This window comes from Rudanella lutea DSM 19387 (assembly GCF_000383955.1).
Classification (GTDB): domain Bacteria; phylum Bacteroidota; class Bacteroidia; order Cytophagales; family Spirosomataceae; genus Rudanella; species Rudanella lutea.
The window spans coordinates 1919955-1941818 of the sequence record NZ_KB913013.1 but is presented as its reverse complement, the minus strand read 5'-3'; the positions used below and the strand labels follow the sequence as shown (position 1 = coordinate 1941818).

Here is a 21864-nt window from a genome sequence, read left to right as displayed (position 1 = left end):
TGAATAGAGGAAAGGCTCCATCAGGGGCCTTTTTTTTAGGGTGTTACCTCCAACATTATGTCCATTCTTCTTCGTTCCGCGCACATTATCCATGCTGAGTCGGCTTTTAACGGCCTGACGCGCGACGTGCTCATCGAAAACGGATTGATTCGTCAGATTGCCGACCGGATCGATGCGCCCGAACACACGCAGGTGATTGAGTTACCTAACCTGCACCTGTCGGCCGGTTGGGTCGATATGCGGGTGTCGACAGGAGACCCCGGTTTTGAGCAAAAAGAAGATCTTACCAGTGCCTGCCGGGCCGCCGTAGCCGGTGGGTTTACCGATATTGCCATACTGCCCAATACGCGCCCTGTGGTGGATTCAAAAGACACGCTCGGCTACGTCCGGCGCATGGCTGAGGGCCAACCCGTAGCGGTGCACCCTATTGCGGCTATCACGAAGGGGGCTAAGGGCGAAGATTTCACCGACATGATCGACCTGCACCATGCAGGAGCCGTTGCGTTTTCGGATGGGGATCACCCCCTGCAAAACGCCGATCTGTTGCTCAAAACGCTACAATATCTTCGGCCGTTGGGCGGTTTGCTCATGAACCGCCCCGAAGAAACCGGCCTGACCCGCTTCGGGCAGATGCACGAGGGCGTGCAGAGTACCCTGCTGGGTTTGAAAGGAATGCCCGCCATGGCTGAGGAGCTGATGGTAGCCCGCGACCTGCGCCTGCTGGCCTACGTGCTGGGCGACACCGAAGCGATCCAAAAAAAACCCAACACCGTGCCCATGTTGCATTTCTCCTGCCTCTCAACTGCCAAATCGGTGGAACTGATTCGGCAAGCCAAAGAGCAGGGCCTCCCCGTGAGTTGCGATGTAGCTGCCCATCAGCTGGTGTTCGATGATACGGCCCTCGCCGGTTTCGATACGTTTTTGAAAGTAAACCCGCCTTTCCGGTCGCGGGCCGATGTGGAGGCACTGTGGGCCGGCCTGGCGGATGGTACCATCGACGCCATTGTGTCGGATCACAGCCCGCAGGACGACGAAAGCAAGCAGGTTGAGTTTGATCACGCTGAGTTTGGCATGACCGGCCTGGAGACCGTTTTTGGGGCCCTTATGTCGCACAACCCCGGTCTGCCGTTGGGGCAGTTGATTGCGGCCCTGACCACCGGCCCCCGGCGCGTGTTGCGGCTACCCACGAGTACTCTTGCCGAGGGCGAGCCGGCTACGTTCACCTTGTTCGATCCGTCGGGAACCTGGACGTTCGATCGTTCGGTTTCCAAATCAAAAAATTCACCGTTTCTGGGCCAAACGCTCACCGGGCGGGTGCTCGGCACCATTCGGGGAGGGAAGCTTTGGGGGAGAAGTTACAGTTAAGAGTTAACAGTTGGGTGCTTCGGTCAACTCTTAACTCCCAACTCTTAACTCTTAATTCCCAGCCCTTTGGCCATTACTTGTTGAACTATGTCTGCTGAAACTTCTTTTTTTTCGCACCCACTACTCCGCGTTCCGCTCATTGCCGGGGCCATCACGGGCGCTTTGGCGATTACGTATTTGCTGGTGCTGTACGGGATGGATGTCCAGTCGGTGTTGTACGTGCGTTCCATGCGTCCGCTCGACTTTGGGTTTTACCTTATCGCCATGGGTACTACGCTCTGGTACTACCGCAAGTACATCAACCGGGGTATGTTGCACCTGTGGGAGGGGCTCACCATCTGCTACGTGATCAATGTGGTGGCGGCCCTGCTGACAGGCTGGTTTATTTACCTCTTCATCAGCTTTGTCGATGCCGACCTGTTTACCCGTTATATTGCCGATCTGCTGACGTTTCAGACGAGCGACAAGGCTGCTTTTGTGAAGCAGTTCAGCGAAGAAGCGTTTGCGGCTCAGATCGCCAAAACCAAAGCCACCCAACCCGCCGAGCTGATTTGGGACGAACTCCTCAAAAAGTCGCTCATGACGGTATTCCCGGCACTCATTTTGTCGCTTATCTTCCGCAAGCAGGACTACAGCATTATGAATCCAGGCTGAGCCTGAACCGTACACCCCTTAACCACCTTCAAACAAACGATGGAACCATCTCCCGCACGTGTTGCGCTTAAATGGGGCCTGATGACGGCCTTAGTCGAAATCTTGATGACGTCGATCCGGTACGCACTGGGTTATTACTTTAGTTTTGCGTTTCCGGCTCTCACCCTGGTTATCCTGCTGGTTGGCCTGATACTGACCATGCGGGAGCTTCGGGAGCAGAACGGCGGCTACATGACCTACACCGAAGGCCTGAGCCTTGGCGTACAGATGTTTGCTATTATTGGCCTGCTCGACACTACCTATACCATGGTGTACACGGCGTTTATTGACCCCGATGTGGTGGTAAAAACGCTGGCGCAAACCCGCGATTTTATGGAAGGCTTCAACGTGCCCGATGAGCAACTGGAGAAATACGATGAGCAGATGGACGCCCTCGCCGATCAGCAGAAAAAAGGGGTGAGCGGCATCAGTTTCATCACCGGAATTCTCGGCTGGATATTTTGGGGCTTCCTTTTGTCGTTATTGGTGAGCGCGTTCGTAAGCCGCAAAAAAACGAACCCCTTTGATTGATGCTGGCCATTTTTCGGAAAGAGATTAACCAATTTTTCAGTTCGCCCATCGCGTACATCATCATGGCGGTATTTCTGACCGCCACGGGCCTGATGTTGTGGGTGTTTCCGGATACCAGTCTGCTGGAATACGGCTATGCCGATATGGCCGCGTTTTTCAACCTGGTGCCGTATGTGATGCTGTTTCTGGTACCGGCTATTACCATGCGCTCCATTGCCGACGAGGTACGTACCGGCACGCTCGAATGGCTGCTGACCCAACCCGTGAGTCGCCGGGCCATTGTGGGCGGCAAGTTTCTGGCTTGCTGGCTGCTGGTAGCCCTCACGCTATTGCCTACAGCCTTGTACTACCTCACGCTGTATCAATTGGGCAACCCGCCCGGCAATATCGATTCGGCGGCAGTGCTGGGCTCGTATGTAGGGTTACTGCTGCTCGGAGCTGTGTTTGTGGCTATTGGGTTGTGGGCCTCGTCGCTCAACGACAATCAGGTGGTGGCGTTTGTGCTCGGTGTGTTTGTGTCTTTTCTGTTTTACGTGGGCCTGAGCTCGCTGGCGGGCCTGGGCGCTCTTGGTAATCTGGGCTATTATTTTGCTTACGTAGCTTTCGATGAACAGTACCGCGCCCTGGGCCGGGGACTTATCGACTCCCGCAATGTGGTGTATTTTGTGAGCCTTACGGCCTTTTTTCTCTTTCTGACTACGCGCCGACTCCGATGACAATTGCCGGTCGATCTTTACAATACTGGTTGGCAGTAGGCTGGACCATCGCCATTTTCGTGGCCTGCTCGCTACCGGGCAACGGCAAGGTGAACCTGACCAACTCCGACAAGTGGAACCATGCGGGCGTTTTCTTTATTTTCGGTATCCTGTGGGTAAATCTGGGCCGCCGACCGTGGATGGTGGTACTGGCTGGCATCGCCTACGGTATGCTGATCGAAGTCTGGCAGGGAATCATGCCCATCGGCCGCACCTTCGACTGGTACGATGGGCTGGCCGATGCCGTAGGCGTAGTGGTGGGCGTAGTGGTAGCCCTGCTTGCCGAACGGTTTCGTAACCGGCGTTCCTGATTTGTCCGTATCTGGCTTCTTACACAAACATGAGTCATCCCGAATTTTAGGGTAGTCTAGGCCTCGACCCAACCCAATGCCCCGTTAGGGGCTCAATGTTGGTAGAAAAGTCGTCTCCCACGAGAACCCGAGCCCCGAAGGGGCGTAACTCGAATCAAGTTACGCCCCTTCGGGGCTCGGTTATTTGGATCATTTTCCCGTTAGCTATAGACATTAGGCCCCTAACGGGGCATCCTGGGGAACTTGGGCCTGAACCATCAAGATGTTGAAAATTCGGGATGACTCATGTTTGTCCCTATTGAGTCCGTTCGAGGGCTTTGTGAAAATAGCTGAAGCACCTGGCTTTACCCAGGGAACTCCAACCCAAAACGACAAGCCAGCTAAGTTTACCGCTGAGCGGTTACGCGGTTGCACTTCTCACCAATGATCTTGTAAGCGGGCGTATAACCCAGTTCGCCCGCGCGGCTGAGGTCAATGCAGCCCGCCTGTTCGTCGCCGGTATCATAGCGAACCACCCCGCGTAGGTAATACGCTTCACCATGACGGGGGTTCAGTTTTACAGCGCTATTGCAGTCGATGACAGCTCCGCGCTGATCGCCGAGCGACGAGCGGATGATGCTTCGGATAAAATACGACTCGGCATTAGTCGGGTTAAGCTCGATGGCCCGGTTTAGGTCGACCAAAGCGGATTTACCTTCACCCGACGCGTTTTTGAGCAGCCCCCGGAGCAAAAACGCGTCCGACCGGTCGTCGGGGAGTTCGTTGATCTTGTACCGGTCCTGAACCACCGTGCCCAGCAGCGGCAACAGGTTTTGCGTGATAAATTCGCTGTAGTACGCCTTGGTCTGGAGGTTGGTGTTGCCCATCTCAATCGACTTGTCGATGTCGCTGATGGCCTGTTTCTGGCTACCCAGACGGCTGCGGCAGTACCCCCGGCTAAAATGCGCCCGGAAGTGGCTCGGCTCCAGTTGGAGGGTCTTATCAAAGTCGGCCGTTGCGCCTTCAAAATCACCAATGCGCGATTTCACGAGCCCACGCTTGTAAAACAGATCGGGGTCATTGGGGCTGATTTCGATAGCCCGCACAAAATCGGCGAGGGCCCCTTTGGCGTCTTCGAGCCGTAAGCGGGCGTAGCCCCGGCCGGCCAGAGCCTGCGATTTGTTCGGCGACTTTTCGAGGGCGAGACTGAAGTCGGCGAGGGCCCCTTTGAAGTCGTTCATCTGTGTCTTACAGTTGCCCCGCGCCGTAAGTATATTTACGTCGTTAGGAGCCAGCGTAGCCGCCTTGTTGAAGTCGGCCAATGCCGATGCCAGGTAGTTGACCTGCGCCCGGCTAAGCCCGCGATGATAGTACAGCAGGGCGTCGTTGGGGTTGATCTCGATGGCGCGGTTGAAGTCCTGCACAGCCCCCCGGAAATCGTCGATCTTTGTCCGGTTAATTCCCCGGTACAGAAATGCGTTGGCATCCTGTGGGTTTAATTCGATGGCCTGATCCAGGTCCAAAATAGCCCCCTGAATGTCGTTCAGGCTGATTTTGGCCAACGCCCGGTTGTAATAACTCGGCGCGTTTTCCGGATTCATAATGATGGCCGTAGTAAAGGCCTGCAACGCGCCGGGGTAATCTTTGGCGTTACTTTTCTGGATACCTTCGTTGAAATAGTCTGAAGCCGAAGGGGCTGATTGAGAGAAGCCTACAGCGGGTGCCAGTAGGGCTACGAGTAAACTGATCCTTAGTAAAGAGGTAATCATACGATTTTAATGGGTTGAATTGGGCTGAGACTGCCGGCGGTAAATATACAGGCAAATATGCTCAGTAAGCCATGAAAAATAAATTAAAGCATCGGTTACATTGAATATTTAATCAATTGATAGTTACCGCATTAACAATATATGTATGATAGGATTTGTGTACTAGATCTGGTGCGCGTTGCGTCAGTTGCCAAAAAGAGCCAGGCCTGAGTTAAGCAGCCTGGCTAAAGGGGGTCAATTGAATACTCCCGTTTTCGTCGGTCGAGACGGTGAGCCCAAGCGGGTTCAGATAGCTATTTAGCAGAGGCAGCAGCGATTCATTGCCGAAGATGCAGGTGTCGTAATACCAGTCCAGCGACTCGCCCGCGACTTCTTCGGTCACGGCTCGGTAATCGGCCAGGGTATAGCCCACAAAGGGCTTTCCGAACCGCTGCCACATAAGCCGCATCACATCGTCGAGGGACCGGGTGCCTCCACTTATCTGCCGGAGGTGCAAATCCAGAATAAGCGCCACAATGGCTCCTTTATGGTACACCGATACTTTCCGGTCGGGGACACCCTTGTCATACCCATCGAGCCACAAATCCCACGATGATTCGGTGAGCGACTGAAAAGCGCGCCCGTTGGCCTCAAAATGCCGTTTTAGGGTTACGTGCAGCTCTTTGAGATACGCATTATCGTTGAATACCCCCGACCGGCGCAGCATCAGGTCACCGTAGTATGTAGTTACGCCTTCAGCCACGAAGCAGGTAGGGAAATAGTTTTCGCCGGTGAAATTGTAAGGCAGGAGTTCGGCCGGGCGGATTCGGATTACATTCCAGGCATGAAACAACTCATGCGAAGCCACGCCCAGCAGATCGGTGTAGAGGCCTTCGCCCTCGTCGGCGGGCCCCAGTACCAGCACCGTACTGTTGCGGTGCTCCACGCCATGATAATGCGCTACGGGCAGCACAATCGTCAGGAAATGGTAGTTCTCCTCGGGAAACTCGCCAAACAGGTCAATTTGCGTTTCGGAAAACCGTTTGAAATCACGCACAACCCGCTCGGGGTCGAAGGCCATCCGACCGGCCACCCAAACCGTAAAATCAACGCCACGAGCCTCGTACTGAATCTGATGCAGGGCCGGAGCCGCAATGAGTGGGCAGTCGACCAGTTCGTAAAAATCACGGGCGTACAGGGTTTGGGGGGCAGTTTGCGCCATGCCGCAGGCAATGACCCAGTCGGCCGGAATGGCCAGTTCGAGGGTGCATGGTTCGTGGATACGTCCCTCCGCGTACAAACACAGGTTTACCGGATTCACGTACAGCATGGGACTTGCGTCGGCCTCGTCGCTCAGGTAGCTGCTACCGGCATTAATCAGGTTGGCGTAGTAGTTATAGTGCGCTACCACTTCCGGTGCCCCGCCGGTTTGCACCAGCCACCGGTCTTTCGTGATTTTCCGGAAAGGCAGTGGGTTGCCCGCGCCGTCGGTCACCGTAAACCGCTGAATGTTTTTGGCAAAGTGCTGGAGTTCGTACCGACCCGGCCGCCAGGCGGGTAATTGTAGTTCAACTTCAGCCTGAGTTACCTGGGTAAGTCGGGCTTCTACGGCAATATAATGGGGTAGCGAGGGGTCGGCAGCGAGACGGTAATGCATACGATTCAGTAAGGTTTAGGTTGTTCGTTTAGGGGGCACCGGAACGCAGGGCCTCCGTTTTCCCAAACCGATCAACTAAGCAACAGACAAAGGTAATACGCCGAAAGCACGGGATTGTTTGCGGGGCGAAAAGCCGCTGAGGGGTCGGTTTGTGTGTATGCCTATGGCAAACAGGTAGGCTGGGCTAAGGTATAGCCCGTTAGAGTCTATGCCAGCGTTCACAGTTTCTGGTCTCAGTACTGGATATAAGATATTATACTTCTCTAAAGAATAGTAGTGAGTTTAACGTCTATTGTCTGAAGTCCGAATGCCCAGTGCTGAAGTCTCTGGTTAGATATGTTGTATAAGTGGTTGATAATCATAAGTTATATGTGTTTTGCGGGGTTAAAAACAAAAAACAATAAACGGTAAACCACTTAAATTCAAGACACTCCTTGTAATATAGCCGGGTATCGCGTAATTTTGCGGACTCATTTTGGAAACAGGCATTACGCTATTGAATTTATACGGCAATGAAAAGAACATATCAACCCTCAAATCGCAAGCGGAGAAACAAGCACGGTTTCCGTGAGCGTATGTCGACGCCTAATGGCCGGAACGTTTTGGCTCGTCGTCGGGCGAAAGGTCGTCACAAACTGACTGTTTCTGACGAGAAGAAAGGCAATCGCTTCAAATTGTAGTGGCTGATTTGTAGCCGGTAGTGGCCCGTTGCTGGCAAATTGTCTGCCAACCCCTCAACCGCTATCATCAACCACCGTCTTATGCGCCACACGTTCCCCAAAGCAGAACGCCTGTCGGGCAAAACGAAAATTCAGAGTTTATTCCAAAAAGGTAGAGCGGACTTGTATTCGTTCTACCTTTTTCCGTTTCGGGTGATCTATCAATATAGCCCACCGCGGTCAGAAACCTCGCCAACACCACCCCCAGACACGCTGTCTGAAGGTACTGATAGTGAGAAACTTGCGGACGGTGTAGCTCCTGCCGAAACGTTCCCGGCGGTGCTCATCAACGTATCCAAGCGGCAGTTTAAACGGGCCGTCGACCGCAATCTGTTGCGCCGACGGGTGCGCGAAGCGTACCGGCTAAATAAGCAACGTCTGGGGCACGCCAATACACCACCAACAGAACTTGCGTTTTTGTATATTGCCAAAACAAAATTATCGTTTGAGGATATAGAACGCGGTATGCGACGAGCCCTGCAAAAAGTAGATGTGAAGCACGTTGATCCGCCCCGATGATGGCGTGTTGCACCCGGCCGCTTCGGCGAAGCCAACGGGCCGCAATGAATGGTAAATGACGAACAATGAAGCACATGACTATCCGCAAAAAACTACTGCTTGGCACCTCGGCCCTGATGATTGCAGGTGGGCTCACCGCCTTCAACCGCGACGACCGGTTCTTCGAAATTGCCCGTAGCCTCGACATCTACGCGACCATGTTCAAGGAACTGAACATGTACTACGTAGACGAGGTGAACCCCAACCGGATGGTGAAAACGAGTATCGACGCGATGCTCAAGAACCTGGACCCATACACCAACTTCTTTGCCGAAGACGAGATTGAAGACTACATGACCATGACCACCGGCCGCTACAACGGAATTGGGGCATTGGTGGGGCAGCGGCAGAACAAGAGCATCGTGATGATGATTTACGAGGGCACTCCCGCCGAAAAGTCGGGTTTGCGTATCGGTGATGAGATTCTGAAGGTGGATGGCGTAACCGTGAAAGACCGCAAAGATGCCGACCCCGGTAAGCTGCTGCGTGGTCAAACCAACACCCCCGTGAAGTTGACCGTGAAGCGCTACGGGCAGAAAGACCCGCTGGAGTTGACCGTGATGCGCGACGTGGTGAAAATGACCAACGTGCCCTACTACGGGATGATCAACGACGAAGTAGGCTACATTGACCTCAAAGACTTTACGGCAACGGCCGCCCGCGAGGTGCGTCAGGCGGTGATTGAGCTGAAAGGGAAAGGCATGAAAAAGCTCATTCTGGACGTTCGGGAGAACCCCGGTGGGTTGCTCAACATGGCTATTGATATTTCGAACCTGTTTATCCCGAAAGATTCGGAGGTGGTGACCACCAAGGGTAAGGTGCAGGAGTGGAACAAAACCTACACGGCGCTGGCGCCCCCGCTCGATCTGGAGATTCCAATTGCGGTGCTGGTCAACAGCCGGAGCGCATCGGCCGCTGAGATTGTGGCGGGTGTCATTCAGGATTATGACCGGGGGGTGCTCATTGGGCAGCGGAGCTACGGCAAAGGGCTGGTACAAACCACCCGGGAGCTGTCGTTCAATACCAAGCTGAAAATCACAACCGCGAAATACTACATTCCGAGTGGGCGCTGTATTCAGGCTATTGATTACAGCCACCGCAACCCCGATGGCAGCGTGGGCAAAATTCCCGACTCGCTCCGCACGGCTTTCAAAACCAAGGCCGGTCGGGTGGTGTACGATGGGGGAGGGGTGTTGCCCGATCTGGTGACGGAAGAGCCAAACCCAACGCCTATTGCGCTGAGCCTGACCAACAAGGGGCTGATTTTCGATTATGCCGTGAAGTATCGCAACGAGCACCCGACTATCAAACCCGCCCGCGAGTTCCGCCTGACCGATGCGGAGTACACCGAGTTTGCCAACTGGCTCAAAGACAAAGAGTACGACTACACAACGCAGGTCGAAAAAGACCTCGGTACGCTCGAAGCTTCGGCTAAAAAGGAAAAGTACTTCGATCAGATTCAGGATCAGCTCAAAGCCCTGAAAACCCGCGTGGGGCACAGCAAAGACGCTGATCTGGTTACGTTCAAGCCGGAGTTGAAGGCTCTTCTCGAAAACGAAATTGCGGGTCATTATTACCTGCAAAAAGGTATGAAAGAGGTGTCGTTCAATAACGATCCCGAAATGAAAGCCGCCCTCGACCTGTTCAAAGACATGAATAAGTACCGGGGGATATTAAAGAAGTGAGGAGATAGGAGTGAGGAGTGAGGAGTTGCTGGCGCATGAGTATTGCTTACGCGTCAGCAACTCCTCACTCCTCACTCCTATCTCCTCACCCCTCCTTTTTCACTATGCTCCTTCTCTCTATTGATACCTCGACAACGGTTTGTTCGGTAGCACTGCATCGGGCCGAAGCGGGGGCTATGTCCGCTACGTTGCTGGGCGCTTACGAACTCTTTACTGAGCGCACGTCGTCGGCTATGTTGACTACGCTTATGGGCGACGTGGTACGGCATGCTGGCTTCGACCTGAGCGACCTGAGTGCCATTGCCGTGGCCAAGGGGCCGGGTTCGTACACAGGCCTGCGCATTGGCGTTTCGACCGCCAAAGGCTTGTGTTTTGCGCTCGATAAGCCCTTGTTAGCCGTCAATACACTGCGGGCTATGGCCGAGCAGATTCGGCGGTTGATGCCCGTAGGTGAAAAGGCTCCTTTGCTCTGCCCCATGATTGATGCCCGCCGAATGGAGGTGTACTGTGCCCTGTACGATAACACGGGCCGTGAAGTGAAACCTACGGCTGCCGAAATTATTGATGAGCAATCGTTTGGGGCATGGCTGGCCGAGGGGCCGGTTGCGTTTTTTGGCGATGGAGCCGCCAAGTGCCGCCCGGTGCTGGGTACGCACGCCAACGCGCTGTTTCCCGATGAGCCAATCCGGCCGTCGGCCCGTACCATTGGGCAGTTGGCTTTTCACGAATTTGAAGCGGGCCATTTCGAAGACGTAGCGGCCTTTGAGCCGTTTTACCTCAAAGAATTTATGACCACCCAGCCCAAAAAGGCGATGGTGTAAGGGGAATGGCCGCCTTTGGCCCGACCCTAAAGAAACCAGCCCCCGAAATGCGCTTTGCGTAGCTTTTGGGGCCCGGTTTCTTTATGCAGGTATGAACCCCCTATTCCTGCTGCTTCTTGGCATTCTGGCCATTATTCTGCTCAGTTCCCGGTTTAAACTGCATACGTTTGTTGTTTTGTTCGGCCTGACCATCACGCTGGGACTACTGGCTGGGTTTGTACCGGCCGACGTGCTTAAGTATGCCCGTGAGGGGTTTGGGCACACCATCGAGAAAGTGGGGTTGCTTATTGTGTTGGGTACCCTGCTGGGCAGCTTACTCGACCGGAGCGGGGCTACGCTGAGCATCGCCAATTTTCTGCTCAGTCGGGTAGGGGCGGGCCAAACCGCGTTGGCTGTTACGCTGATGGCCTTTTTGGTGGGGCTCCCCATTTTTTGTGATTCGGGCTTTATTGTGCTGAGCGGTCTGGTGCTGGCCCTGGCCCAACGGGTGCAGCAAGGGCATCTGCGGCTGGTGCTGTGCCTGGCGGGAGGTTTGTATTCGGTGCATTGTCTGGTGCCTCCGCATCCGGGTATTACGGCCGCCGTGGGGGTGCTCAATGCCGATACGGGCCAAATGATGCTTCTCGGTACTGCCCTGGCTCTGCCACTAACCGTAGTGGCCTACCTTTGGGCGCGGTACGCCGACCGGCGGTTTGGCTCGTCTGTCGATCAGTTCGATGCAGAAGTCGATACGCTCCGGCCTGAGCCGAGCCCGCCCACCCTGCTGCCGTCGGTAGCCGGGGCGTTGGCGGCTATTTTTGTGCCTATCGGACTTATTGCGCTCAAGTCGGTGCTGGGCCTGAACCCAGCACTTTGGCCCGCAACGCTGCTAACCGGGGTCGGTTTTCTGGGCGACCCGATTGCGGCCCTGGGTGTGGGTATCGGCATTGCCCTGAGCCTGTTTCCGAAGCTCACCAAAGCTCTGTTCAACGAGCTGACGGAGGAGTCGATTGTTAAAGCGGGGCCTGTGCTGGTGATTGTGGCCGCTGGTGGGGCCTTTGGCGAAATTATCAAGCATATGGGCCTCGAAACCCAGCTCACAGGCTTTGCTCAACAGGTGAGCCTGGGCTTATTATTGCCGTTTGGACTGACGGTGCTGCTCAAAACTGCGCAGGGGTCTTCGACCGTGGCTGTGTTGGCTGTAGCGTCGCTGTTGCAGCCACTATTGCCCATGTTGGGGTTTGTGACCGACTGGGACAAAGTGCTGGTATTAGCCGCCATGGGGGCTGGGTCGATGACGCTCTCGCACGCCAACGACGCGTATTTTTGGGTGGTGGCCCGGTTTGGGCAGTTACCCACTCCGCTCATGCTCCGAACCTACAGCGTAATGACCGTTTGGATGGGATTATCGGCGTTTCTATCCTTGTTGCTGGTGGCCTGGCTGACCCGGTAAAAACAAAAAGTTGGGCCTCTCCAAACCCTGCTGACATAGGGCTGTCACTCACCCAACCGACCTTTGGGATAGTCATTCACCAAAACCGATACCGCGTATGACAACCCAACTGACTATCCCGGCCACCGCCCTCTCCGTTGCCGAAACACTCCCGTTTACGGCGCTTGCGTTTAAGACACGTGCCACCTTGCCGACCATCACGCAGTACGACCCCGTGCCGGAGCAGTTGTTTGAAGAGGCCGCTCGTTTGGGGCTACAGCCGGCCGGTCCGATTCAGTTCATCTACACAGGTGTCACGGGCGACGAAACGGTTCCGTTTGATCTGGAGATTGCTTTGCCGGTTTCGGGTGAGCCCACGGGCTCGTCGGCGTTTGTTCTCAAAACATTTGACGCCTTCCGGCACGTGAACTACACGTTTGTTGGTCCCTGGGCCGAGCTGATGCCTATGTACGATGTGCTTTTTGCGACCCTGTATCGGGAGGGGTACAAGCCCGACAACCGGTTACGCGAAGTCTATACTATACCCGATTTCGAAATACCCGAGAATTGCGTCACCAATATTCAAGTGGGTTTGGCCGAAGGCTGATCCACAACCCTGCTCATCCAGTAAACAACAAAAGAAAACCCCCGAAGCCGCTCCGGGGGTTTATAGTTTTTAGCGCATTGGTTTTGGCGATCGTAGTATTGGACATTTGTGCAGTATTGAGGAATTGGCACGCGGATGACACCGATTAAGTGAATTCTCGCGGATTGATAATCGGCGTACATCTGCCCGATCCGCGTCATCCGCATTCAATTGGTATCCATTGGCCAATTCAAACGAATCGACCCCCGCAACCAAAAACTATGAACCAAAAACCATAAACTACTTATCAGCCAGCAGCGTGCGGGCGGTTTGTTCGTCGGCTTGTAGCTGTGCCACAAGGGCCGGTAAACCGCTGAATTTTTGCTCGGGCCGGATAAACTCGCGGAACCGCAGAGTCAGATGTTCGCCGTAAATATCGCGGCTAAACGTAACGGCCGGGTCTCGGTCGAAAATGTACGTTTCGATGGTCTGATTTTCGCCAGCTACCGTAGGCCGGAAACCGATGTTGGTCATCCCACCCAGTACCTGATCTTTATACAGGACATCGACCGCATACACGCCATTGGCCGGCACCAGTTTGATCGGGTCGTCGACCTGTAAATTGGCCGTCGGGAAACCGAGCGTCCGGCCCAACTGCCGCCCTTTTACCACGGTGCCTGTGAGGTTATACGCCCGGCCCAGAAACAGGTTGGCAGCGTGAATGTGACCTTCGGCCAGGGCCGCCCGAATTTTAGACGAACTAACGCCGACATCCTCAATGTCCTGACGGGGAATTTCCTCTACCTCAAACCCGTACTGCACCTGATGCTGCTGAATGTAGTCGAATCCACCTTCGCGGTCGCGGCCGAACCGGTGGTCGTAGCCGATCACCAGCTTGCGGGTGCCGATACGTTGTATCAGAATTGACTGGATAAACTCTTCGGAAGTCAGTTGCGAAAACGAGCGTGTAAACGGAATGACTACCAGATGACCGACGCCGGCGGCCGCTAAAAGCTCAATTTTTTCTTCCAGCGTAGACAGCAGACGCAGGTTCTGACTGTCGTTGGAAACAACCGTGCGGGGGTGTGGCCAATACGTCAGCACAACCGATTCGCCACCAATACTCTCCGCTATTTCGGTCAGACGGGTCAGAATTTTCTGGTGCCCCCGGTGTACACCATCGAAGGTACCGCTCGTGACAACGGCATTGCGCAGGGGCGTTAGTTGATCTATACCGTGGTGTACGTTCATGGGCGTAGGTCGAGTCCGTTTTCGGTACGGTAGCGGGTAATAAACGCGTCGACCGTGTCGGCGTCTTCGATGCTGAAATCACCGATTCGGGTCCGGCGCAGGCTGCTCATGTAGGCGCCATTGTCCAGCAAAAGGCCCAAATCGCGGACCAGACTCCGAATATACGTGCCTTTGGAGCAGACAATACGAAACGGGATTTCCGGGAAAGGCTCCTGACCTACCTGCTTCGTGTCGACCTCGAACCGCGATACCGTAACGGTGCGGCTCTTGATGTCGGCGGTTTCGCCCCGGCGGGCCTTCTCGTACAGCCGCTCTCCGTTGACGCGCACGGCCGAGTATATAGGCGGAATCTGCTGAATTTCGCCGGTTAGCTCTCCAACGGCCTGCTGCACCTGAAGGGGGGTAATGGCTGAGGTGTCGAACTGCGCATCGAACTCGGTTTCCAGATCAACCGAGGGCGTTGTGCGACCCAGAACCAGCGTGCCGGTGTATTCTTTTTCCTGCGCCTGATACCCGTCGATCTCTTTGGTTTTCTTGCCCGAACACAGAATGAGCAGGCCCGTAGCGAGCGGGTCGAGGGTGCCCGCGTGTCCGATTTTTTTGAATTTACAGGCCCGGCGCAGCTTGTTAACCACGTCGAACGATGTCCACTCCAGCGGTTTATCAATCAGAATGACCAGCGCGGGGTCAATGGGTACGTTTGGTTTTTCCAAGTCTAAGCTGTCTTTACACCACGTCCAGTTTCACCCCTGCCGCCATGAGGCCAAGCAGCAGCAGCCCGAGCGCAATACGATAATACCCAAACACCTTGAAGCCGTAGCGGGTCAGGAAACCCACGAAGCCCCGGATGGCCAGCAACCCAACCACAAAGGCAATGCCGTTGCCGATAAGCAGCGTCTGGTAGTCGGCTGGTTGGAGCATTTTGTACGTTTTGAGCAGTTTATAGCCAGTAGCCGCGGCCATGGTCGGTACGGCCAGGAAAAACGAAAACTCGGCCGCCTGTGTGCGGGTCAGGCCCTGAAACATACCGCCAATGATGGTAGCTGCCGACCGCGACACCCCCGGAATCATGGCAATGCACTGGAAGAATCCGATTTTAACCGCTTCGGGAAAGGTGACGTCGTAATCGCGGGGGACTTCGCGCATGATACGGTCGATAAACACGAGTACAATGCCGCCCAGAACGAGCGAAATAGCCACCACCGTCACGTTTTCGAGTAGTGAGTCGATAAAGTCATTGAGCAGAAAGCCGATCACGGCAGCGGGTAGAAACGCCACAAACAGTTTGGCGTAGAAATCGGTGGTCTGCAAAAACCGTCGACTGTAGAGAACCAGTACCGACAGAATACAGCCGAACTGAATATTGACCGTGTAGAGCTTGGTAAATTCGTCGCCGGCGATACCCGCGAGTGAGGAGTAGATAATCATGTGGCCAGTCGACGACACCGGCAGAAATTCCGTCAGACCCTCAATTATTGCCAGAAGAACGGCATGCAGTAAATCCATGCAAGAGCAGTTTGGAGGCCCAAAAATAGGTTGAGGTTTGGAAAATCCCTATTGATTTCCCAAACCTCAACTTGCTCCGAGGGGGCCAATCAGGCCTTCGGATTCTTCAGAATCGCGAAGAATTCGACGATAAAGCCGCTCAGAACCACCAGCGGCCCGAGGGTCAGGCCCAGAAAGCCGAAGCCAAATTCTTCTTTGTCGAGCGTCATAATAAAGAAGCCCGCCAGAATAACCGCCAGGCCAATGGCCATCAGCCGGTAGTTGGCCGCGCCAAAGGGCATCGCGCTTACCGTCGATTTGGGCGTTGTCGATACGACGCGCTCTTCCGCGGGGGCCACTTCGACAACCGGTGAGGCTGCCGCCGAGGCAGGCCGGGCCGCGGTCTTGTCCGTACGGCTCGGCACAGGAGTCATTAACGATTTACCTTTTGCCATGTCTTTATGTCGGTTTACGCTTCCGGGGGCAACAGGTTGTCCGGCCCGAAGGCTGTTTTAAGTACTGAAGTTGAATTGAATGTATAATGAACAGTGTAAAATGTATAATGAAAGGGCTGATAGCCAGCACACAAACCAATTATTCAGTACACACTATTCATTGTACATTCTCTTAATACAGTTCGTCGAGCGAAACGCCTAAGTAACGGTGTACGGCCTGATAGGTGCTAACAAAACCAATCAGCATGCCCAGTACCACCAGCGCCCCCAGCACCATCGCTATTTTCACGGGCTCCTGCAACACCGCCAATTCGGGCAGGTTATACACGGCCGCCTGTTGTAAAGCCACCAGCAAACCCGAGGCAATCAGTCCGGCCAGCAGGCCCTGCCACAAGCCCCGCAAGAGAAAGGGGCGGGTAATAAACCCGTTGGTGGCACCTACCAGCTGCATACTCCGAATGAGCATCCGCTGTGAATACAACGCCAGCCGAATGGTGTTGTTCATGAGCAACACAATGATGAGCAGCAGCACCACCGCAAAGCCCGTCATCACAATGTAAATCTTATTGATGTTACGGTTGATCGTATCGACCAGGTTCTCCTGGTACACGGCCTCCGAAATACCGTCGATAGCCTCCAGGTCTTTCTTGACCGCCTGCAGTTTAGCCTCTTCGAAGTAGTCTTCGGCCAGCCGGATTCGGTAGCTGTCGTGCAGGGGGTTATCGTCCAGAAACGTCTTGAAATCTTCTTTGGTTTCGGCAATAAACTCGCGGGCTGCGGCATCGCGGCTCACAAAATTGACCTGCGGCTGTCCGTTGGCCGTCAGCACGTACGGGCGAGCCACAATCTTTTTGTACACCGGTTCGGCTTTTGCAGAGTCGATGTCGCGGTCCAGAAACACCCGTACCTCGTAGTTTTCGCGGATATACGTCACGAGCCGCTTCGACTGGAGAGCCAGCAAACCGCAAAACCCAATCAGAAACAGGGCCACCGTCATGCTGAACAAGATGAGACCTCCGGGGTACCGACCAACTTTTTTCTTTCTACGCGCCATGTAGACTGTTAAACGACCGGCGAGACCCAATCATTGAATCCCGTACCGTATGGGTACAAAAATAACGGTTTCTGTAGAAAGCCACTTTTTTATTAGCGGCTGGTCGGGCGATTTAGGAAAAATTAAGAGGAGCCGACGCCCGTTGCCGTCCCAAATGGGGCGCAGAGACACAGGCTGTAGTCGGCAGTACCGCTGAGGTCTTTGTCTGTTGTTGCGCTAAAGTTTGTAGTTTGCCAGACTGTTTCAAGTGCCGGGTCTGGGCAACTGAAATAGGCCGTTTAACCAATCTGCCTTGTATGAAGTCTCTCTATTTTCTGGTTACCCTCTGCTGGCTTAGTACGTTTTCTGCCGTCTGCTATAGTCAAACGACTCGCACGATGTCGTCGCCGGATAAGCGCATTCGGCTCACGGTCAGCGTCAATGCTACGGGTGAGCTTACCTATGCCCTTACGTTGCAGGGGCAGCCTGTAGTGCAGCCCTCGGCCCTTGGCTTTACCCTGAGTAAACCCACGTTGACACTTAACCGATTCCGGCTTGTATCGACGGATTCATCGCAGACCGATGAGACCTGGAAACCGGTATGGGGTGAGGTGGCTCAAATTCGGAACCAATACAACGAATTGGCCCTTCGGCTGGCAGGTCAGACAAGCCCGGCTGTACAGATGGTGGTTCGGTTCCGGGTGTTCAACGACGGGCTGGGTTTTCGGTACGAGTTTCCGCAGCAGTCCGATTTTCAGCATTTTGTAGTTGCCGACGAGAACACGGAGTTTCGGATGGCGGCCGATCATCAGACGTTCTGGATTCCGGGCGATTACGACACCAACGAGTACCTTTACAATACCACTAAGCTGAGCGAGATAGACGCGGTGGCGGCTGCGGCCAAAGAGAAAGACATTGCCCTGCAAGCCATTATCGGGCCGGATGCCGTGCAAACACCGTTGCTGATGAAAACCGCTTCGGGCTTGTATATCAGTCTGTTTGAGGCTGCAGTACTGAACTACCCGGTGATGCACGTGCGGCTCGATAAGGCCCGGCTTACGTTCAGGGCGCAGCTGGTACCCGATGCTGTGGGCAACAAAGCGTATCTGCAAACGCCCACAAAAACGCCCTGGCGGACGGTGATTGTAAGTGATAAAGCAACGGATTTGCTGTCGTCTAAACTGATTCTGAACCTCAATGAGCCGTCTCGCATTGCCGACCCCTCCTGGATCAAACCCCAGAAGTTTGTGGGTATGTGGTGGGAAATGCACGTTGGGAAAGCCAACTGGCCCCTGGCGGGTGGGAAACACGGGGCCAACACGGCCAATGTGAAAAAATACATTGACTTTGCGGCTCAGTACGGTTTCGATGGCGTGCTGGTTGAGGGTTGGAACGTGGGTTGGGAAGACTGGTTCGGCAACTGGAAAGAGGAGGTGTTTGATTTTGTGACGCCTTACCCCGACTACGACATCGACGCCCTTACGGCCTACGCCCGGCAAAAGGGCGTCCGGCTCATTATGCATCATGAAACATCGGGGTCGGTCACCAATTACGAACGACGGATGGATGCGGCTTTTGGGTACATGCGCTCTAAAGAGATCAATACGGTAAAAACAGGCTACGTAGGCCGGATTATCCCCCGTGGCGAACATCATGACGGGCAGTGGATGAACAACCACTACCAACGGGTGGCCGAAAAGGCGGCTCAGTACAAAGTCATGGTCGATTCGCACGAGTCGTCGCGCCCGACGGGCCTGCATCGTACGTACCCAAACTGGTTGGCGAGCGAAGCCGCCCGGGGTAGTGAGTTCAATAATGCGCCCACGCTCGGCATCACGCCCGAACATACCACCATACTGCCGTTTACGCGGATGCTGGGCGGCCCAATGGACTTCACACCGGGGCTGTTCCATATGAGGCTCAACCAGTTTGAGAGCACCCGTACCACGCGGGTTCGTACCACGCTGGCCAAGCAACTGGCTCTCTTCGTGACGCTGTACAGCCCGCTTCAGATGGCTGCTGATCTGCCCGAAAATTACCTGAAATATCTGGATGCCTTCCAGTTTGTACGTGATGTGCCCGTGGATTGGGACGATACCCGGATTCTGGCGGCCGAACCGGGCGAATACGTCATGACGGCCCGGAAAGGGAAGGGTTCCAATGACTGGTTTCTGGGGGCAATCACCGACGAAAACAGCCGCTCGCTGCCCTTGCCGCTCGATTTTCTGGATGCCGGAGCCACGTATGAAGCAACCCTTTACCGCGACGCCGATAACGCCGATTGGGACACCAACCCGGAAGCGTACACGATTGAGAAGCAACGCGTCACCCGCGTATCTAAACTGACCTTGCGCCTGGCTAAAGGGGGTGGGTGCGCCATTCGGTTTCGTAAGTTGTAGCGAATACTGCACTTGACGTTTTCAACCTCGTGAGCCGATGACATTGCCTTTCAAAACGCTGATACAGCTCGACAAAGCGGCTGCACAACCCGTGTACGAGCAGTTGAGCGGGCAGTTGGGCCAACTGATCCGGGCGGGTACTTTACCCGCTCGTCAACGATTGCCCGGTACCCGCCAACTGGCCCTGTGGCTCGGCGTGCACCGGCAAACCGTGGTGGCTGCTTACGACGATCTGCTGGCGCAGGGCTGGATCGAAAGCCGACCCGGAAGCGGCACGTTTGTCGCATCGCACCTGCCCAACATACAGCCGCAACCGTTGGATGCCGGGACGCCCACCCGCATGGGCACCCAAACGGGTTTTGCCTTTGCCCGTCGGGTTGAGTTGGAGCGCCCTGTACTCAGCAGCCCGGTAGGATTACGCTTCGACGATGGCTTCCCGGATGCCCGGCTGGCTCCGCTCGACTCTATGAGCCGGGCGTATCGGTCGTACCTGCATTGGGGCAACCCGCAGGCGCATGTAGGCTATGGCGATGTGAAAGGCCATCCGCTGCTGCGCGAGGAGCTGTCGAAGTATCTCAATGCAACGCGGGGCCTCCGCACCACGCCCGACAATATTCTGATCACACGGGGCAGTATCATGGGGTTGTACCTGAGTTGTCAGGTGTTGCTGCAACCGGGCGACGTGGTCGTGACGGGCGAAACCACCTGGGCTGGGGCTACCATGAACGCCCGCCGGGCTGGGGCTACGGTACACACGGTGCCGATGGATGAGCACGGGCTCGACGTAGACGCGCTGGCGCACCTGTGCGAGCGGCAGTCTGTTCGGATGGTGTACGTGACGCCCCACCACCACTACCCCACCACCGTAACCCTCCGGGCCGACCGCCGGGTACGGCTATTGCAACTGGCCGAGCAATATCGGTTTGCGGTGCTCGAAGACGACTACGATTTTGACTATCATTACCTGGGTCGCCCGATTTTGCCCCTGGCCAGCGCCGACCGGCATGGTTTGGTGATCTACGTGGGCTCACTCACCAAATCGGTGTCGCCGGGGTTTCGGGTTGGGTATGTGGTTGCGCCAACCGACCTGATCGACGAGTTGGCCCGGTTTCGGCGGATTATTGACCGACAGGGCGATATCGTGCTCGAATACGCAGTGGGTCAGTTGTTTCACACGGGCGAGATGAAGCGGCATTTCCGAAAGTCGTTGCGGGCGTATCAGAGCCGGCGCGACCATGTGTGTGCGATGCTTACCCACGAACTGCCCGATTGGGTGCAATTTCAGAAACCCGATGGGGGCATGGCTATCTGGGCCACGTTTGATCCGGCCGTCGATCTGGCGCGTTTGGCGGAGCGTGCCTTGCGGGCCGGGCTTTATTTGTCGCCGGGGCTGGTGCACAACCCGGCTGGCAAATGGCTCAACAGCACCCGGCTGGGGTTTGCTTCCAGTACTGAGGATGAGTTAACCCAGGCTGTGGCCGTGCTGAAACGGGTTTTAGAAATGGGGAAATAGCTACAGGGTACTTTGCTGTTATCTTGCCAATCAGGCGGTGATCGAAGTGCTATCCATTAATAATCAAGTTCGTAACGGCCTCGGCTTCTTCGTGTTGAACCCAGTGGGTGGCTGTTTCAAAATAAACAACCCGTCCCTGTTCGCAGAGGTCAATGCTGGGTTGGGCCATCTCACGCATCAGAAACCGATCCTGAGCCCCCCATATCAACAAAGTTGGTACAGTGATTCGGCGTTGCGCCCGTCGACGGGGCGGGTGCCGTGCCAGCGCCCGGTACCAGTTAATCATGGCCCGAATAGCCCCCGGTTGCGACCACGCAGCGCGGTAAAGCTTTAAGTCATCGGTCGAGAACGTACCGGGTCGGCTGCTCGACTGAAGAGTTCGCACCAGGGCCGACCAGTTTCCCAACCGCGATAAAACTTCGGGGAGCACCGGGAGCTGAAAGAAACCGATGTACCAGCTTCGGAGCATCTGCCGGGGCTGCCGTCGGGTAAACTGTTTCATAACGGCCGGGTGGGGTACATTGACCGTCACCAGCCGATCGACCCGTTCGGGATACGTAGCAGCCACCCACCAGGCCACGGCTGCGCCCCAGTCGTGCCCAACCACAATGGCTTTTTCTTTTCCAGCCGCATCAATAAGGCCAACCACATCGGCGGCCAGTTCGTCGAGGTTGTAGGCGGCTGTGTTCGCTGGTTTATCGCTCAGGTTGTAGCCACGCCCATCGGGCACCCACACCCGGAAACCCGCTTCGGCCAGGGGCAGAATCTGGTGCTGCCAGCCGTACCAGAACTCCGGGAAACCATGCAACAGAACAATGAGTGGGCCTGCCGCGGGGCCGGCCTGCACTACATGCAGTCGGATGCCGTTGGTTTGGACGTAGTGATGTTCGAGAGTGTAAGGCATGGCCA

21 protein-coding genes are annotated in these 21864 nt (G+C 55.3%); 13 read left to right on the top strand and 8 right to left on the bottom strand.

The window, feature by feature from the left end:
• Window positions 1-57 precede the first annotated feature (57 nt).
• From RUDLU_RS0108005 to RUDLU_RS0107985, 5 genes are all read left to right on the top strand, one after another.
• Window positions 58-1365, top strand: coding sequence for a dihydroorotase (locus tag RUDLU_RS0108005; protein ID WP_019987846.1), 1308 nt, complete (start codon window positions 58-60; stop codon window positions 1363-1365).
• An 87-nt stretch (window positions 1366-1452) separates the two neighbouring features.
• Window positions 1453-2019, top strand: coding sequence for a DUF4199 domain-containing protein (locus RUDLU_RS0108000; RefSeq protein WP_019987845.1), 567 nt, complete (start codon window positions 1453-1455; stop codon window positions 2017-2019).
• Window positions 2020-2058: 39 nt separating this feature from the next.
• On the top strand, window positions 2059-2589 hold the full coding sequence (locus tag RUDLU_RS0107995) for a DUF4199 domain-containing protein (RefSeq protein WP_044129379.1): 531 nt from the start codon (window positions 2059-2061) through the stop codon (window positions 2587-2589).
• Window positions 2589-3305, top strand: a complete 717-nt coding sequence (gene gldF / locus RUDLU_RS0107990) for a gliding motility-associated ABC transporter permease subunit GldF (protein WP_019987843.1) — start codon at window positions 2589-2591, stop codon at window positions 3303-3305. The genes RUDLU_RS0107995 and gldF overlap by 1 nt, the downstream gene beginning before the upstream one ends.
• Window positions 3302-3655, top strand: coding sequence for a VanZ family protein (locus RUDLU_RS0107985; protein WP_019987842.1), 354 nt, complete (start codon window positions 3302-3304; stop codon window positions 3653-3655). The genes gldF and RUDLU_RS0107985 overlap by 4 nt, the downstream gene beginning before the upstream one ends.
• Window positions 3656-4041: 386 nt before the next feature.
• On the opposite strand, the gene RUDLU_RS0107980 is transcribed toward RUDLU_RS0107985, so the two are convergent.
• Window positions 4042-5403, bottom strand: a complete 1362-nt coding sequence (locus tag RUDLU_RS0107980) for a tetratricopeptide repeat protein (protein WP_019987841.1) — start codon at window positions 5401-5403, stop codon at window positions 4042-4044.
• 211 nt (window positions 5404-5614) lie between these two features.
• Window positions 5615-7039 (bottom strand): M61 family metallopeptidase, encoded by a 1425-nt coding sequence (locus RUDLU_RS0107975; RefSeq protein ID WP_019987840.1) that lies wholly within the window; start codon window positions 7037-7039, stop codon window positions 5615-5617.
• Window positions 7040-7551: 512 nt separating this feature from the next.
• Between RUDLU_RS0107975 and rpmH the strand changes: the two genes are divergently transcribed.
• The 6 genes from rpmH (at window position 7552) to RUDLU_RS0107950 (ending at window position 12840) form a co-directional block, all read left to right on the top strand.
• On the top strand, window positions 7552-7719 hold the full coding sequence (rpmH, locus tag RUDLU_RS29215; RefSeq protein ID WP_083940536.1) for a 50S ribosomal protein L34: 168 nt from the start codon (window positions 7552-7554) through the stop codon (window positions 7717-7719).
• Between the two features lie 81 nt (window positions 7720-7800).
• Entirely contained in the window at window positions 7801-8277 is a 477-nt protein-coding gene (gene rnpA / locus RUDLU_RS0107970) for a ribonuclease P protein component (RefSeq protein WP_019987839.1), read from the top strand.
• Window positions 8278-8351: 74 nt separating this feature from the next.
• Window positions 8352-10001, top strand: coding sequence for a S41 family peptidase (locus RUDLU_RS0107965; RefSeq protein WP_027302869.1), 1650 nt, complete (start codon window positions 8352-8354; stop codon window positions 9999-10001).
• Window positions 10002-10105: 104 nt separating this feature from the next.
• Window positions 10106-10822 (top strand): tRNA (adenosine(37)-N6)-threonylcarbamoyltransferase complex dimerization subunit type 1 TsaB, encoded by a 717-nt coding sequence (tsaB, locus tag RUDLU_RS0107960; protein ID WP_019987837.1) that lies wholly within the window; start codon window positions 10106-10108, stop codon window positions 10820-10822.
• Between the two features lie 91 nt (window positions 10823-10913).
• Window positions 10914-12254, top strand: a complete 1341-nt coding sequence (locus RUDLU_RS0107955) for a GntP family permease (protein ID WP_019987836.1) — start codon at window positions 10914-10916, stop codon at window positions 12252-12254.
• Between the two features lie 97 nt (window positions 12255-12351).
• The gene (locus RUDLU_RS0107950; protein WP_019987835.1) at window positions 12352-12840 is read left to right on the top strand and encodes a GyrI-like domain-containing protein; all 489 of its coding nucleotides are present in this window, start codon (window positions 12352-12354) and stop codon (window positions 12838-12840) included.
• Window positions 12841-13119: 279 nt separating this feature from the next.
• On the opposite strand, the gene RUDLU_RS0107945 is transcribed toward RUDLU_RS0107950, so the two are convergent.
• The 5 genes from RUDLU_RS0107945 to RUDLU_RS0107925 form a co-directional block, all read right to left on the bottom strand.
• Complete coding sequence (locus RUDLU_RS0107945) at window positions 13120-14070, bottom strand: bifunctional riboflavin kinase/FAD synthetase (RefSeq protein WP_019987834.1); 951 nt, start codon at window positions 14068-14070, stop codon at window positions 13120-13122.
• Window positions 14067-14783, bottom strand: coding sequence for a tRNA pseudouridine(55) synthase TruB (truB, locus tag RUDLU_RS0107940; RefSeq protein WP_019987833.1), 717 nt, complete (start codon window positions 14781-14783; stop codon window positions 14067-14069). The genes RUDLU_RS0107945 and truB overlap by 4 nt, the downstream gene beginning before the upstream one ends.
• 13 nt (window positions 14784-14796) lie before the next feature.
• Window positions 14797-15576: an undecaprenyl-diphosphate phosphatase gene (locus tag RUDLU_RS0107935; RefSeq protein ID WP_019987832.1), complete on the bottom strand. Its 780-nt coding sequence runs from the start codon at window positions 15574-15576 to the stop codon at window positions 14797-14799.
• 89 nt (window positions 15577-15665) lie between these two features.
• Window positions 15666-16010, bottom strand: coding sequence for a DUF3098 domain-containing protein (locus RUDLU_RS0107930; protein ID WP_019987831.1), 345 nt, complete (start codon window positions 16008-16010; stop codon window positions 15666-15668).
• Window positions 16011-16182: 172 nt separating this feature from the next.
• Window positions 16183-17064: a cell division protein FtsX gene (locus RUDLU_RS0107925; RefSeq protein ID WP_027302868.1), complete on the bottom strand. Its 882-nt coding sequence runs from the start codon at window positions 17062-17064 to the stop codon at window positions 16183-16185.
• Between the two features lie 296 nt (window positions 17065-17360).
• Between RUDLU_RS0107925 and RUDLU_RS0107920 the strand changes: the two genes are divergently transcribed.
• The gene (locus tag RUDLU_RS0107920) at window positions 17361-19442 is read left to right on the top strand and encodes a glycoside hydrolase family 97 protein (protein ID WP_027302867.1); all 2082 of its coding nucleotides are present in this window, start codon (window positions 17361-17363) and stop codon (window positions 19440-19442) included.
• Between the two features lie 37 nt (window positions 19443-19479).
• Complete coding sequence (gene pdxR, locus RUDLU_RS0107915; RefSeq protein ID WP_019987828.1) at window positions 19480-20955, top strand: MocR-like pyridoxine biosynthesis transcription factor PdxR; 1476 nt, start codon at window positions 19480-19482, stop codon at window positions 20953-20955.
• A gap of 49 nt (window positions 20956-21004) precedes the next feature.
• Here pdxR and RUDLU_RS0107910 read toward each other — a convergent pair whose 3' ends face one another.
• Window positions 21005-21859 carry an alpha/beta fold hydrolase gene (locus tag RUDLU_RS0107910; RefSeq protein ID WP_019987827.1) on the bottom strand — a complete coding sequence of 285 codons (855 nt, stop codon included), beginning with the start codon at window positions 21857-21859 and terminating at the stop codon, window positions 21005-21007.
• Window positions 21860-21864 lie beyond the last annotated feature (5 nt).